The organism is Sorangium sp. So ce394, assembly GCF_051474665.1.
Taxonomy (GTDB): domain Bacteria; phylum Myxococcota_A; class Polyangia; order Polyangiales; family Polyangiaceae; genus Sorangium; species Sorangium cellulosum_D.
The window spans coordinates 4,662,993-4,677,711 of sequence record NZ_CP150339.1; the positions used below are offsets into that span (position 1 = coordinate 4,662,993).

The window sequence follows — 14,719 nt, forward strand, 5'->3', positions numbered from 1 at the left end:
CGCCTTGACGCGCCCTGGACCGGCCCTTAAGCGTCCGCGGATGGTTGCCATGGAGCCGACGCGCCAGGCGAACGGCGCTCCTCCCCCCGCAGAACCGGCCAGCGAGCTGCTTCCGTCCGGCGGCGCCCCCGCGCCGACGCCGCGGCGCAGGGCGCTGACCCAGAGGCCGCTCTTCTGGGTCGCGCTCGTCGCGCTCGTCGCGCTGAGCGGGCTCGCGGTGCCGTTCTTCGTCGGCCGCGGGGTCCGCGGCCACGCCGCGGAGGCGCCCGCGGTCCGCATCCCGCTGCCGGCCTTCGCGCTGACGGATCAGCGCGGCCAGCGGTTCGGGCTGGAGCAGCTCCGGGGCCGGGTGTGGATCGCCGACTTCATCTTCACGACCTGCCCGACCGTCTGTCCCAAGCTCACGCAGCGCATGAAGGAGATCGAGCAGCAGGGGCGCGATCTCGGGGACGCGCTGCACCTCGTGACGTTCACCGTCGACCCGGAGAACGACACGCCGGAGGTGCTCGCGGCCTACGCGGCGTCGCAGAAGCTCCCGCTCGAGCGCTGGACGCTCCTGACAGGCCCTCTCGATCAGATAGAGTCGACGATCCTCAAGGGCTTCAAGATCGCGATGGGCAAAGAGGAGACGAGCCCGGGCATCTTCAGCATCTTCCACGGCGAGCGCCTGGTGCTCGTCGACCAGGAGGGCGTGATCCGCGGCTATTACGAGGCGAACGACGAGGGGATCCCCGCCATCCTCCGCGACGCCGGCGCCCTCGTGAAGCAGCGGTGACGCGCCCGGGCTCGCCTCACGCCTCGATGGCGAGCCGCTTGATCATCTTCTGCAGGCCGAACCTCGACAGCCCGAGCAGCTTGGCGGCCTGCGTCTGGTTCCCGCGCGTGCGCTCCAGCGCGTCGCGCACGAGCTCCGTCTCCAGCGCGTCGATCCTCGCCCGGACGTTGAGGCCGAGCTCGCGCGGCGCCGCGCCGCCGCCGTGCGCGATCTCGGGCGACAGGTGCTCTCGATCGATGGTCCCGTCGCAGAGCACGATCGCCCGCCGGATCTCGTTCTCCAGCTGGCGCACGTTGCCGGGCCACCCGTAGGCCGAGAGCCGCTCCATCGCCCCGCGCGTGACCCGGACCGGGCCGCGGCCGTGCTTCGCGACGAGGTGCTGGACGATGAGCGGCACGTCGGTCGCGCGCTCGCGCAGCGGCGGCACCCGGATCGTGATGATGTTCAGCCGGTAAAACAGATCCTCGCGGAAGGCGCGGGCGCGCACCAGAGCGTCCAGGTCGCGGTGCGTCGCGGCGATGACGCGCACGTCGACCTTGCGCGCCCGGTCCGAGCCGAGCGGCCGCACGAGGCCGTCCTCGAGGACGCGCAGCAGCTTCGTCTGCATGGCGAGGCTCATCTCGCCGATCTCGTCGAGGAACAGCGTGCCTCGATCCGCCACCTCGAAGAGCCCGGCCCGCGGCCGATCCGCGCCGGTGAACGCGCCGCGCACGTGCCCGAAGAGCGCCGACTCGAGCAGCCCCTCCGGGATCGCGCCGCAGTTCTCGCCCACGAACGGGTGCGCCGCGCGCGGGCCGTTGTGGTGGATGGCCCGCGCCACGAGCTCCTTGCCGCTGCCGGACTCGCCGTGGATGAGCACCGGCACCTCGGACGCGGTCACGCGATCCACGAGGCGCAGCATCGCGCGCACGGCCTCGCTCTCACCGATGATGGCGTCGTACCGGTAGCGCGTGTCCCGGCCGCCGCGCGCCCTGGCGAGCTCGAGCGCCGCCGCGTCGAGCTCCGCCTCGCGCCGCGCGAGCTCCCCGGCGAGCCGAGACGAGGCGCGCTCGGCGCGGCGCACGGCGCGGCGCAGCTCCACCTGCGCGCGCGCGTCGGCGATCGCCAGCGCCGCGACCGACGCGATGGTGCGCGCCCACCGGAGCTCCTGCGCCCCGAACGCGCCGCGGCGCACGCGATCGTCGAGATAGACGACGCCGAGCGCCTCGCCGCGCGCGATGAGCGGCACGGCCAGCACGCTCCGGAGCTTCAGCGCGTGCACGCTGCGGTGCACGCTCGGCAGCTCCCCCGCGGCGTCGACGGCGACCACCGGCTCGCGCGCCTCCAGGGCGCGGCGCGCGAGCGTCTCCGACAGCGCGAGCTGCTCGGCGCCGAGGCGCGAGCGCGCCAGGTTGCGCGCCGCCCGCGGGACGAGGCGCCCGTTCGGGGCGCGCAGGAGCAGGAGCCCCCGCTCGACCCCCGTCCAGAGCACGAGCGCGTCGACGACCCGGTCGAGCAGCGGCGCGAGGCGCTCGCGCTCGCCGAGCGCGCCGACGAGCGCCTCCAGATCGCGCGCCTGCTCGGGCCCGAGGCCGGCCTCCGGCAGGGCCCGCGCCCGGGCCACCCACGGCAGCGACCGCACCGCGCCGGCGAGCGCCGGCGCGCCCGGCGCGCCCGCCGTGGCCGCCGCTTCGCCCGCGTCCGCGGTGCGCCTGCAGAGCTCGCGCGCGGCCTCGGCGAGCGCCGCGCGCACCCGGTGCGCGACGTCCGTCTGCCCGGCCTTGACCGCGAGCGCGTGCGCCGCCGCGAGCGCCGGGCCGCGCGACGCGATCGGCGCCCGCGCGCCCGCCAGCGCGGCGAGCGCGGCGAGGACGCGGTCGCTGCGCCCGCCGTCCGCCGCCGGGCGCGCCGCGCCGCCCCGCGGAGGGGCCTCGGCGGGGGCGCCGCCGACGGCGTCGTCCGCGGCGAGCGCGCGCGCGGCGCGCGCCCCCCACCAGTCGAGCCGCGACGCCGCGGCGAGATCCGGGCCGCTCGCGAGCTCGTCGAGCTCCTCGACGCGGGCGGCGTCGATCTCGCCCGCGCCGTGGCGCAAGAGCCGCGCGGCCGCCCGGAGCGCGTCGTCCGCGGAGCCTCCGGCGAGGAGCGCCGCCGCGCGCTCCGCCGCCGCGGGCGCGTCGGGGAGCGCGCACGCCTCCGCGCCCGCGACGCCGTCGCCGCCGCGCGCGGCGGCCACGTCCGCGATCGCCCAGAGCGCGTAGGCTTCCGCCTTCGCGTCGCCCGCGTCGCGGGCCCGCGCGATGGCGTCCTCGGCCGTCCGGCGGGTCTCGTGCGCGAGGCCCGCGGTGGCGTAGGCGGCCGCGCACGCGAGCAGCGCGCGCGCCGCCTGAGCGGGCCGGCCGAGGTGCTCCCAGAGCAGCGCCGCGCGGGTCGAGGTCGCGATCGCGCCCTCGAGATCGCCGAGATCCACCGCGGCCGCCGCCTCCCCGGTCCGGTAGGTCGCCTCCTCGACGACGGCCCCGGCGCGCACGGCGTAGTCGACCGCGGCGCTGAACGACGCGTGCGCCCGCTCCGGATCGCTCGCGTGCAGCGCGTACCCGCGCACGGCGGCCATCCGCGCGAGCTCCTCGACCGAGCTCGCGAGCGCCTCGCCGCGCGCCACCTCGGACAGCGCCCGCGCGGCGTCGCCGCGCAGCGCCGCGATCAGCGCGCGCGCCTCGCAGAGCGGCGCGGTGGCCGCCTCCCCGGCGAGCGCCTCGGCCGCGCCCAGCGCCCCCGCGTCGATCGCGATGCGCGCGAGCACCGCGGCCGCGCGCCCGTCCGGGTCCGCGCCGGCCTCGATGGCGGCGCGGGCGCGCTCCTCCGCGAGCGCGCGATCCCCGGCGCGCCGCAGGACCTCCGCCGCGAGCGCCGCGGACTCCGGCGCGCCCCGCACCGACGCGCGCAGCATCAGGCTCCGCGCGCGCCCGAGATCGCCGCGGAGCCGGAGCGCGTTCGCCGCGGCGACGACCAGGCCGGCGGGCGCGTCGTCGCGCTGCTCGATCGCCTCGAGCGCGAGCGGATCCGGCGGCACCCGCGCGATCGCGAGCGCCAGCTCCGCCGCCTCCGCCGCGGAGGTGGCCCGCGCCGCGGCGCCCTCGCCGGCGCCGCCGCGATCGCGCGCCGCCGCGGCGGCCCGCCGCGCGCCGCGCCCCAGCACGGCCGCCTCGACGTCCGCGAACGTCCAGGCCCGCGGGGGGATCTGCCGCGCCAGGGCGACGAGCGCCTCCGCGAGCGCGCGCTCCGGCGCCGCCGCGAGCGTCGCCATCGGCCACGCCGCGGCGCTCGTCCCCACGAGCGCGGTGAGCCACCGCGCGACGCGGTCCGGGCCGAGCCGGCCCAGCCACGGCCCCTCGCCCTGCGGCGCGCCCGCGCGGGCCGCGGCGTCGCCCGCGCGGACGTCCGCGCTCGAGAGCGCGCGCGCCCGCTGGACCACCGCGAACGCGTCCGCGAGCCAGGAGGCCACGTCGTCGCGCACCCCGAGCGCCGCCTCGAGCTCGTGCCGCCGCAGGCGCAGGTAGGCGGCGCGCACGCGGCGCGCGTCGCGATCCTGCCGATCGCGCTCCTCGCCCGGCGCCCCGGGATCGCGGCCCGCGCGCGGCGCCGGCGTCCCGGCGAGCGGCGCGCGCGTCGGCTGCGCGCCGGCGAGCGCGGCGCGGCCCGACTCGGTCACCCACGCCGAGGACGGCCGCGCCCCGGGTGAAGGCGACAGGAGCGCCCTGCAGATCGCGTCGAGCGCGGGGCCGGCCGCGCTCGGCGCCGCCACCGCGGCGCGCGCCGCCTCGATGGGATCGCCCGCGGCGGCCACGCCGGGGAGCGCGATCTCGGCGAGCAGCGTCCCCAGCGCGAGCAGATCCCTCGCCCGCGCGTCCCCGAGCTCCGCGTCGTGGCGCGCGAGGTACCTGAGCGTCGCCCCGTCCACGGAGGTCTCGTGGATCGAGCAGGCGAGCCCCAGGTCGATCATCCCGATCCGCCCCTCCGGCGTCAGGATCAGGTTCTCCGGCTTGAGATCCCCGTGGGCGAGGCCGATGCCGTGCAGATCGCCGAGCGCCTCGCCCGCGTCGCGCGCGACGGCGAGCGCGAGCGCCGCGCGCTCGCCCTGGGGCAGGCCGCGCACGGCCTCCGCGACGGATCGCCCCTCGAACCACCGCATCGCCACGAACGCGCGCCCATCGACGCCCGGGGCGGCCTCGACGCGCGCGACCCCGGCGCGCGCCGAGAGCCAGCCGACGTCGACGAGCTCCGGCAGCCGCGGTGAGAGCGCGAGCGCCGCGTGCAGCGCCTCGCGGGCGAGCGCCCGCCGCGCGGCGGCGCGCTCCTCCGCGGGCGCGCCACCGCTCTGCCGCTCGATCTTGAGCGCCACCACGCCGCCGCGCTCCTTGTCGACCGCCCTCCAGACCTCGGCCGACCCGCCCGACCCCGCGACGCCCAGCAGCCGGAAGCGCTCTGCCAACCGAGGTGCCACGGTCGACGGCTCGCTCATCCCGGGAATGCTCCTGGGCGGCGAGGCACCTGTCAACCTGGTTACGGCTCCGGCGGGCCGCCGTCGGCCGCGTCGCCTGCGCCTGCGTCGGGCGGCGCGTCACCGCAGCTCGGCGCGCCCCCCGCTGGCTGATCGACGTCGACGGCGGCCGCGTTGCTGCACGTGTCTTCCGGGCCCTTGCCGTAGTGTTCCGCCACGAAGCGCGCGAGCGACGGCTTGTCGAGGCACGTCGCGGTGTAGGTGGCGCCCCAGGCCGCGGCGGCGATGGGGGTGTCGAGCGCGCTGTCGGGCGTCATCACGAGGCGCGCCTCGGGCCCTCCGGGAAGCGTGAGGCACTTCGGATCCGAAGCGGCCTCGGTCCGCACCTCCTCGAGCATCGCCTCCACCTCGGCGCAGCCGGACGACGGGCACCGGTAGGCGAGGACGACCGCGCCGTGCTCGAGGTTGTGCACGTAGATCTCCCGCGGGACCTCCGCCTTGTAGCTCTTGAACTCGGCCCAGATGGCCCAGTGATCTCCGCCGCTCGGCGGGTTGGTGTCGTACTGGACGGGCGTGCACTCCGGCACGTGCTGCGCGGAGGCCACGCGGATCCCCGTCTGGACGACGACCTTGCACTCGGCCTCGCCCGGGAGCGGCGGGGCGCCCGGGGAGAGCGTGATGGTCTCGGGCCCCTGCGGCGAAGCGTCGCTCTCGTCGACGTCGACCGGCGGCGCGCTCTGACCACACCCGGTCAGGGCAGAGGAGAGCACGGCGGTCGCCGCGGCGGCGACCCACATCTGCGCGAAACCGCAGCGTTTCATCGCCGAAGCCTACCATGTCCGACGCGCGACGTGCGTTGCCCCGGAACGCCGGCTCTGGTGTACTTGGGTCCTCTAGCGTGGCGAAGCAAGAGAACGATCATCGGCAGACGCTCGTCACCTGCACGTCCATCGCCCCGCCGGCGCTTCCGGTGGAGCCCGGCACCGCGTGCCTGGTCGTGATCTACGGCACGGAGCTCGGGCGCCGCATCGCCCTCGGCACGGGCTCCATCGAGTGCGGGCGCGCGATCCAGACCGACATCCCCCTCGACGACGAGGCGGTGAGCCGCCGGCACGCGCGCATCTCCTGGAACGGGATGGGCTACGTCGTCCGCGATCTCGGCTCGACCAACGGCACCTACGTGAACGACGTCTCGATCGACGAGCGCGCCCTCAAGGACGGCGATCAGGTCAAGATCGGGCGGACGATCTTCAAGTTCATCCAGGGGGGGAACGTCGAGCTCTCGTACCACGAAGAGATCTACCGCCTGATGACCTTCGACGGGCTGACGCAGGTCCACAACAAGCGCTCTTTCGAGGTCGCGCTCGAGCGCGAGGTGTCGCGGGCTTGCCGCTACCATCGCCACCTCGCGCTCATCATGTTCGACATCGATCACTTCAAGAGCATCAACGACACGCGGGGGCACCTCACGGGAGACGCCGTGCTCCGCCAGATGGCCGCGCTCGCCGCCGCGAACGTCCGCCGCGATGACGTCCTCGCGCGCGTCGGCGGCGAGGAGTTCGCGCTGCTCGTCCCGGAGATCCCGGTCGAGAGCGCGCGCCACGTCGCCGAGAAGCTGCGCGCGCTCGTGGAGCGCACGCCGTTCCGCTTCGAGGACGGCGAGATCGCCGTCACCGCGAGCTTCGGCGTCGCCGGCATCACGCCGGACGCGCCGGTCTCGCCCATGGAGCTCTACCGCCGCGCCGACGAGCGGCTCTACCACGCGAAGAAGGGCGGGCGGAATCGCGTGATGTGACGGCGCGCGGGCGCGTCAGGGCGGGAGCGGAACGGAGCAGTCGCGCGGCACGGCGCCGTCGAGGATCCACGCGGACAGGATATCCATCCCGTCCACGTACATCGTGACCTCCTGGTCGGGCGACATCTGGGGATGGAACCAGAACGAGGCGGGGAAGGCCGGGGGCGGCATGGGCAGCCCCATGACGAACGCGGCGCGCAGCCGCTCGATCTCCTCGCGGAGCCGCTCGGCCTGGTCGGCGGGCAGGGAGGGGTCGACCGCGCTCTGCCCGACGATGATCTTGTAGAGGAGGTAGCTGTTCCCAGGGTTTCCCGGGTCGATGAGCGGCATGGCCCTGCCGAAGCGCTCCGGCGTCTTCTCCCCCACGTGCGCGCGCTCGCCCATCTGGGTCTGGTGCGCGGCGTGCCCGATCGCGGTGTCGTAGAGCGGCTCGAGCCGGTTGTACCTGAACTGCTGCACGGCCGGATCGAGCGCCGCCACGCTCAGGTTCAGCCCTGCGGCGGCGTTCGCGTCGCTGTGGCACCCCGCGCAGGCGTTGAGGAGCTTCGCGGCGCCCTTCACGCAGGGGAAACACGTCGGATCGGCCGGAGGCTCGCCCTGGCACTCTGGCGTGCGCCCGATGCACTCCAGGTCCTGCTGGCAATAGAAGTCGCCCCTCGGCTGGCGCTCCGGCATCGCCTGGGGCGGGTTGGTCGCCGCGACGGTGAACTCGACGCGCTGGCTCTCGGCCAGGGGCGCGCCGTCGAACGCGCGGATGCCCGACGGCGCCGCGTCGTCCACCGGTCCGAGGACCCAGAGCACGTACCGCGTCCCCGGGACGAGCCCAGGCATGCCTTCGATCTGGCGGAAGATGACCTCCCGCTGGACCGGGTTGTATGTCGGCGCCAGCGGGATCGGGTTGACGCAGTCCGCGTACGTCAGGACCTGTTTGGCGAGATCGCCCGAGACGCACAGCGACTCGGGCCCCACAGCGCCGCTCACCGAGCCGGGCAGCAGGAAGCGATCGAACTTCAGCACGAAGCTCGCGGTCGACAGCACCAAGGTGCTGCCGTCCGGAGCGAGCGGGGTGCGGACGGGCTGGTAGTTCTGGTCGAGGCCGGTCGTGGCCCGCGCCTCGATCAGGTGGACAGGGGGAGCGTCGATCGTCTGGTACGAGGCTTCCCCTACATCGCAGCCGACCGTCGCGAGGGCTGCGTGCAAGCAGAGGGGGAGGGGAGCGAGGCGCGCCGCTCGGGCCAGCCTGCTCAGCTTTCGGCGTAGAGCGAGAGCTGCTCGCGGACGACCTTCTCGTTCACCCCGCTCTGGATGTGTTCCTTGAGACAGTCGGCCAGCGTGATCAGCATGTCGTCGACCCCTTTCTCCTCGATGAGCTTCGACAAAAGTTGCCGTGCCTCCCGTCCGTCGTCCTCGCGGAGGAAGCCCCGCACTGTCTCCAGCGTGATTTCCCCTTGGAAATCGAGATAGAGGTTGTCGATCAGGTACTTGATCAGCTCCTTCACGCCCGTTCTCCTTGGCGTTCGCGGCGATCGTTAGGGAAGCCGCGCGCACTTCGCTATACCCGTCGCCGGAAGGCCAGGGCAAGGAATATACTGACCGATTTTGACTTTTCACTGGCAACCCCGCAGGGACCTGTCGCTCGACTGATGGCACACCAGGCACGGGCGCGGGTTTCGGGAGAACGCGGCCTTGCAATTGCTCTCGTCGAACCCGATCGGATGCGGGTTCACCCCTTGCCCGCCCGAGATCCCCCGGGTCGCGTGGCAGGTCGCGCAGTCCCGCTCGGTGTGGCAGGAAACGCACGCATTCAGGTTTCGCTCTGCTTCCCAGGCGTGGTGCTTCGCGCTGCGCGGCGCGGTGGTCCACTCGGCCGGCGGGGGGTGGAAGCGGCGCCCTGCGGGCCGAGCGGCGCTCGGTGCCTCGCGCGCCACGCCCGTCCGGCGGTGGCAGTCCGCACAGAACGTCTGCTCTTGATGGCAGCTCACGCAGCGCGGATTGTCCTGCCGGGCCGCCTGCGCGTGCATCGAGAGGAAGTCGTTCGGGTGGACGTTGCGCGGACGGATCTTCCCGTCATGGCAGTCGGTGCAGTAGTTCTCGCTGTGGCACGTCCCGCAGAAGGCGCTGTCGTTCGCGGCGACCTGCTTGTGCCGCTCGAGCCAGTCGGGGGTGTGCCCCGCGTTGTGCAGCCAGCGCGGCGGCAGCAGATCGCCCGTGGCGAACGCGGTCACGAGCCGCCCGTCGGGGCGCGTCAGGTGGCACACGTCGCAGTCGCTCTTCGCGTCGCCCTGAGCCGCGCCGCTCATGTTGTGGCACGAGAAGCAGCCCGCCATGCGCGGCAGCTGCTCGCGGGTGGCGAGCTCGAGGCGATCGACCCGGCCGTGGCACTGGCTGCACTTGATGTTCCGGCTCACGTGCTTCTGGTGCGGGAACCGGAGGTTCGCGTGCGGCAGCACGAGCGGCGCCACCTTTCCGCCGCTGCCCGCGTCTTCGCCGATGTGGCAGTAGACGCACTGTCCGTTCTCGTTCGTCCCCGCCTTCACCTGGGTGAGGTCGGAGTGATCGACGTCGTGGCAGTTGTCGCAGGTCTGCGCCGGGCTCGGCAGCAGCCGGTCCGTGACCGCACCGCTCGTGTAGGCCGCGGCGTGGCACGACTTGCACGTCTGCTTGAGCCCCTTGACGTGCTTCTTGTGGTTGAAGCGGATCGTCAGCGTCTGCGGCGGGTAGATCTCGTCGCTCGGGACCGGCGTCGCGCTCGTTCCGGGCGGCATCCAGGCGAGCGGCACCTCCGCGTCGTCGGGCATCGGGTGGAGGCCGGACTTGTACCCGCCCGGCGGCGGATGCGCGGCCTTCTCCCCCGCGGCGCCCTCCTCGGCGTCGCCTTCCGCCTCCTCGGCCGCGTCGGCGCTGTCGTCTTCCGCGGTCGCCGGCGGCTTCGGCTGGGCGGCCGCCTCGGGGCCCACGATGGCGAGCGCCAGCGCGCCAAGGCACGCGACGATCGCGACCCACCCCGGCACGAGCCTCGGGTGGTCCCGCCGCGCGCCGCGCGGGCCGTCCTGTGTTGCGTCCATGCGTTCCTCGCTCACGGCGCCACCCGAAGGCTCACGAGGCCGACGACGCGGAAGCGCTGGCCCACCAGCCGGTTCATGTCGTGCTCCCACTCGAGCTTGAAGTCTGCGAACTCGCCCGGCCGGTACCCGGCCCCAAGGACATACCCGAACGACGTCGCGTCCCGGTCCGGCCGGAGCGGATCCGCCCAGTTGTACAGCGACACCCGCGCCCCGAGCGCGTAACGCTGCCCGTGCAGCCGCTTCTCGCCCGACAGATCGGCGCCTGTCCGGCGCCCGCGCTCCCCGGTCTGCAGCATGCCGCGGAGCTCGACCGACGACGTCCGCGTGCGGTAGCGGCCCGCGAGGTTCGCGAGCACGTCGGTCGTCATCGTCGTGGCGCGGTTCTCCTCGTCGCGCGCGTAATCCTCCAGGTCGCCGTCGCTCGGGTCGAGCGCCGTCGTCCCGACGCAATCCGGCCCGAGCCGCGCGACCTCGCACTGGCCGGCGCCGAACTCCTCCGGGTTCCCTTCGGCCATCCAGAGCCGCGTGCCGCCCCAGGCGGCGAGATCGACCTCGCGGGTGATGTCGACCGCGGCCCGCCCGGTGATCGTGGTGATGGGCGCGTGGGTGAACCAGTTCCAGATCGAGTCGGCGTCGAACGTCGGAACGAAGTAGTCGACGTCCGCGCCCAGCGTGACGCGGCTGCCCGCGTACACCTCGAGGCCGCCGTAGAACGAGCCGACGCGCTCGTTGTAGAGGTCGTACGTCACCCCGCCCTTGAGCCCGCCGAGGTTTGGCACGTTGACGTTGGCCGCGTACCCGAGCCGCTCTTGCGAGATGCGCGACCCGTCGGTCGTCTGGACGTCCCCGTCCGCGTCGGGGAACTGCTGGGTGATCGCGGTCCCCACGTTGTAGACGCGCCGGTAGGTCAGCCGGCCGTGGAGGAAGCTCGGACCGGCGCTCTCCAGCGCGACGCCGAACGCCGGGGCGATCTGCGCCTCCTGGAACGCCGGGTAGTCGGCCGCGCTCCCGGGCAGCGTCCGGTCGTCGCCGAAGCCCCGGTGGCTGCCGCGCCACATGCCCTGCGCCTCGAAGCGCGACGTCGAGAGCGGCAGGCCGCCGCGCTGCTCGAGGCCGCCGTACGCCTCGATCTGGACGTAGTAGGGCGTCGTGACCCGGAGGAGCGCGCCGTCGAACGACCACCATCCGAGCACGTCGCTCACGTACTGGCGGCCGACCCGGAAGCCGAGCCACCCGCTGGCGACGTTCCGCCCTTCGAAGTACGCGTACATCAGATCGAGCGGCGCCTCGCGCAGCCCCGGGATGTAACGCGAGCCGCCGGCGACGCTGTAGTTCGTCTCGCCGCCCTGCTGCACTCCCTCGAGGTGGCCGTTCACCCCGAAGTCCGCGTCGAGCCGGAGCCGCACGGTCGCCGAGTAGTCGGCCTCGCCCGGCACCGAGTCGCCCTGGATGTTGTAGACGGCGAGCCCCAGCGTCTGCAAAAGACGCCGTCGCTCGATGTTCGTGGCTCCCCAGGGGCTCGCGACCTCGTAGGCCTGGACGCCGGTGGTCGACTGGACCTCGAAGTCGGCTGCTGCGGCGCCGCGCGGGGCGAGCGCGAAGGGCAGCAGGCTGGCCGCGGTCATCGCGCGCAGCGTCGAGGCGCGCCGCGCTCGCCGCTCGCGCGCTCCTCGACGCGCCTCGCCGGAGCGGGGGCATGGCTCACGACGTCGTGACGGGAGCTCCGCCATCGACGAGCGGTGCTCAATCACGGACTCTGCGCTCGCTTTCCGCTGCTGCGGGCCGCGCTATGCGGCCTCCGCGCTCAGCTGCCGCCGAGGGCTGAACAAGCATGGCGCGGAGTTTCGTCCACGCGCGGCAACGCTGTCAACCCGATCGCAGGGCGAACAGCTTTGTCGCGAAGGCGCGCCCTTCAGCCGTATCCAGCGCCCTTCCGGAGCTTGCCGTCCGCCCCGACGCTGAAGCCGTTCGAGTCCTGGAGCGCCTGGTTCGCGTCGCTCCGCAGCTCCGCGGGCACCGTCCAGCCGCGGGTCATCAGCCCCTCGGCCACCTTGTTCTTCACCCGCACCGACTCCTCGGTCGCGAGCATCTTCACGAGCGCTGGCACGCTCGCCTCGTCGCCCTGAGCGAAGATGGTCTGCACGGCGTGAAACCGGACCGTCTCGTTCACGTCGTCGAGGAACCGCTCCACCGCGACCCGCACGTCGTCGCCCTTGATCTCGCCGAGGGCGATGATGAGCTGCTGCTTCGGCTCGATGTTGCGCGCGTACTCCGTGTCGCACCGATCGAGCAGCCGGACGAGCTCGGCGCGGTAGTCGTCGTCCTCGAGCAGCGCCCTCAGGACCTTGAGCGGCCAGGTGAGGGTCTCGGCCTTGACGCAGAACTCGACCACGGCCGGCACCGCGTCCTTGCCCGCGTCGACGATGCCCCGGAACGCCAGATCTTTCTCTTCCTGATCCGTGATCGAGGGGTCGATCGAGAACGTGAAGCGCCTGAGGAGCGCCGCCGCTGCGTCGGCGTTCTTCATCGCCGCGAGCGTCTGGATGGCGTCGAGGCGGTCGTAGGTCTGAGCGCGCTTGTCCGCGCAGACCTTGGCCGGACCGGCCACCTTCTTGTTATCGGAGGGGGCACCCCCGGCCGGAGGATTGCTTTTGCGGAGAAAATCGAAAATACCCAACGCTGACCTCTGGTGGCTGTCCCGCCGCCGCGGTCCGAGCTGCCCGACGATCGCCGCCGGGCTCCACTGCCGAGGGCCGAGCCTGCTGCTCCCGGCACTGGACGCTCCCCGCCCGGGTCGCCCCGGGCGGAGCGGCTCGGTCACCGAGCCGGCGAAGCCGTCTACTCCGTCGTCTTGATGGCGGTGGGGAATTGGATGCTCAAGCTCACGGTGACCATGCTGGTGAAGTGGAATTCGCGGTCCTTGTCGTCCACATGGGTGTCGGGGAACGCCTCATCCGTACCTAGCCCGTGGTTGTCGAAGCCCGAAGTATTCCACTCGAAGGGCAGGGCGCGCCACTCCGCGCCGAAGCCGAGGAAGTCCGACGGGTAGAAATTCAAGCCGAGGCCGAACGTCGGCGCGATGGCCATGCGGCTCTCGAGGCCGAAGGTCTCGGCGCAGTTGGTGGTGCACTGCCTGCGCTCCTTGACCCCGATCGCCGCGACGCCGGCGAAGAAGTTCACGTCGGTGTCCACGAAGAGCTCGGCGAACAGCGCCAGCTTGCCGCGGAACGGCACGACCGTGACCTGCGGCGCCGCGACCCACTGGATCTGCGCGAGCTGGTCCTCGGTGAGGTCGCCCCGCGTCAGGTTGACCCTGGTCAGCTGGCACGCCTTCGTGAACGGCCGGTCGGCGCAGCCGCGGCTGTCGATCGCGACGCGCTGGAGCTCGTCTGTCAGCCCGGTATTGTACTGGAACCCATAGCCGCCCCAGGCACCGATGCCGAACCAGTCGGTGAGATGGTAGGTGAGGCGCAGCCCCGGCATAATCGTCCGCCGGTACTCGTCCAGCAGCGTGAACGACGCGCCTGGAGCGACCTCAAACCGTCCGTCACGGTGGAGCCGGAGCTTCCGCACGGCGGGCGCACCGGCCAGGGGGCCCGTCAGCTGGATCTCCTGCGCCTCCGCCGGCGCAGCCGTCATCAGAAGTGCACAGCCGGTCAGCCCTGCCACCACGGTGCAGAGGCTTTGGACGAATCGACGCATCATGCCTGTCCCCGTCTTTGGCTGAATCATCCCATGTCTCGCGCTCGGCGTCGGCGCGTCCCCACGTCCAAAGGCCTTACTTCGGCAGCCGGTATTCCCAGGAGAACGGCAGGAAGACCGAGAACCCGACCTGTGCCTGCACGTTGTTGGTGAAGCTCTTCCCCTCGGCGAGCCAGGTGCTCTTGTCCTGGGGGGTGCTCGTCGCGACGCTGGGGTTCTCGAGCTCGTCGAAGAAGATGTAGTCGCTGACCTCGGCCATGGCCGCGAACCAGCGGTTGAAGAAGATGCGGAGGCCCCCGCCGACGTGGAAGGCGAGCTTGGGCTTCCAGTCGAAGGTGCGGTTGTCCGGATCGACGACGGCGATGGGCCGCGTCGAGATCGCGCCGACGCCCCCCAGCACGAAGAAGTCGTAGTGGAAGATGAAGTCGCTGAACCCGGCGAACTTGCCGTACGCGGGGACGTACGTGAAGTTCGCGTTCGCGTTCCACTGATACTCGGTGATCGGCTCACCGATACGCGCCGCCCTGCTCGTCTGGAAGTTGAAGTCCGACGGCGTGTTGAGGCCGGCGTACCAGTTGCCGTTGACCCCGATCGCGAGGACGTTGGTCAGGTACCAGTTGATCGCGAGGCCCGGACCGTTGTGCCCGACGAACTGGTCGTTCATCGTCAGCCCGAAGTACGGGTTCACCTCGAAGCGGTGGTAGCGCAGCGCGTAGATCTGCTGCACCGCGTAGGTCTCAGGGTTGAGATCCTTCGCCGCTTCCTTGTTCAAGTCGATCGTGGGACACGCCGAAGGGTCGATCTTACAGATGTCCCCAAGCCCCGCCTCGTCGCCACCCTCGCCCTCGGCCGGAGCCGCGGGGGCCTCCGCCGGCTCCGTGCCCTCGGCAGGAGTCTCTGGCTCG

General features: G+C 72.9%; 11 protein-coding genes. 2 read left to right on the top strand and 9 right to left on the bottom strand.

Features of this window, described 5'->3' with window-relative positions; translation table 11 throughout:
* Window positions 1-49: 49 nt before the first annotated feature.
* Window positions 50-775, top strand: coding sequence for an SCO family protein (locus WMF33_RS17290; RefSeq protein ID WP_437338159.1), 726 nt, complete (start codon window positions 50-52; stop codon window positions 773-775).
* A gap of 16 nt (window positions 776-791) precedes the next feature.
* Here WMF33_RS17290 and WMF33_RS17295 read toward each other — a convergent pair whose 3' ends face one another.
* Window positions 792-5,273, bottom strand: coding sequence for a sigma 54-interacting transcriptional regulator (locus WMF33_RS17295; protein WP_437338160.1), 4,482 nt, complete (start codon window positions 5,271-5,273; stop codon window positions 792-794).
* Between the two features lie 41 nt (window positions 5,274-5,314).
* Entirely contained in the window at window positions 5,315-6,073 is a 759-nt protein-coding gene (locus WMF33_RS17300; RefSeq protein ID WP_437338161.1) for a DUF3105 domain-containing protein, read from the bottom strand.
* Between the two features lie 77 nt (window positions 6,074-6,150).
* On the opposite strand from WMF33_RS17300, the gene WMF33_RS17305 reads away from it, so the two are divergent.
* Window positions 6,151-7,047 carry a GGDEF domain-containing protein gene (locus WMF33_RS17305; RefSeq protein WP_020735482.1) on the top strand — a complete coding sequence of 299 codons (897 nt, stop codon included), beginning with the start codon at window positions 6,151-6,153 and terminating at the stop codon, window positions 7,045-7,047.
* A 15-nt stretch (window positions 7,048-7,062) separates the two neighbouring features.
* Here WMF33_RS17305 and WMF33_RS17310 read toward each other — a convergent pair whose 3' ends face one another.
* From WMF33_RS17310 to WMF33_RS17340, 7 genes are all read right to left on the bottom strand, one after another.
* Window positions 7,063-8,247, bottom strand: coding sequence for a hypothetical protein (locus tag WMF33_RS17310; RefSeq protein ID WP_437338162.1), 1,185 nt, complete (start codon window positions 8,245-8,247; stop codon window positions 7,063-7,065).
* Between the two features lie 44 nt (window positions 8,248-8,291).
* Window positions 8,292-8,546, bottom strand: a complete 255-nt coding sequence (locus tag WMF33_RS17315; protein ID WP_020735484.1) for a hypothetical protein — start codon at window positions 8,544-8,546, stop codon at window positions 8,292-8,294.
* A gap of 108 nt (window positions 8,547-8,654) precedes the next feature.
* The gene (locus WMF33_RS17320) at window positions 8,655-10,112 is read right to left on the bottom strand and encodes a cytochrome c3 family protein (RefSeq protein ID WP_437338163.1); all 1,458 of its coding nucleotides are present in this window, start codon (window positions 10,110-10,112) and stop codon (window positions 8,655-8,657) included.
* An 11-nt stretch (window positions 10,113-10,123) separates the two neighbouring features.
* Window positions 10,124-11,737: a hypothetical protein gene (locus WMF33_RS17325; RefSeq protein WP_437338164.1), complete on the bottom strand. Its 1,614-nt coding sequence runs from the start codon at window positions 11,735-11,737 to the stop codon at window positions 10,124-10,126.
* A gap of 287 nt (window positions 11,738-12,024) precedes the next feature.
* A complete protein-coding gene (locus WMF33_RS17330; RefSeq protein WP_437338165.1) occupies window positions 12,025-12,720 on the bottom strand; it encodes a HEAT repeat domain-containing protein in 696 nt (231 codons plus the stop codon).
* A gap of 230 nt (window positions 12,721-12,950) precedes the next feature.
* The gene (locus WMF33_RS17335; protein ID WP_437338166.1) at window positions 12,951-13,751 is read right to left on the bottom strand and encodes a hypothetical protein; all 801 of its coding nucleotides are present in this window, start codon (window positions 13,749-13,751) and stop codon (window positions 12,951-12,953) included.
* Between the two features lie 139 nt (window positions 13,752-13,890).
* Window positions 13,891-14,586 carry an outer membrane beta-barrel domain-containing protein gene (locus tag WMF33_RS17340; RefSeq protein WP_437338167.1) on the bottom strand — a complete coding sequence of 232 codons (696 nt, stop codon included), beginning with the start codon at window positions 14,584-14,586 and terminating at the stop codon, window positions 13,891-13,893.
* Between the last annotated feature and the right edge of the window lie 133 nt (window positions 14,587-14,719).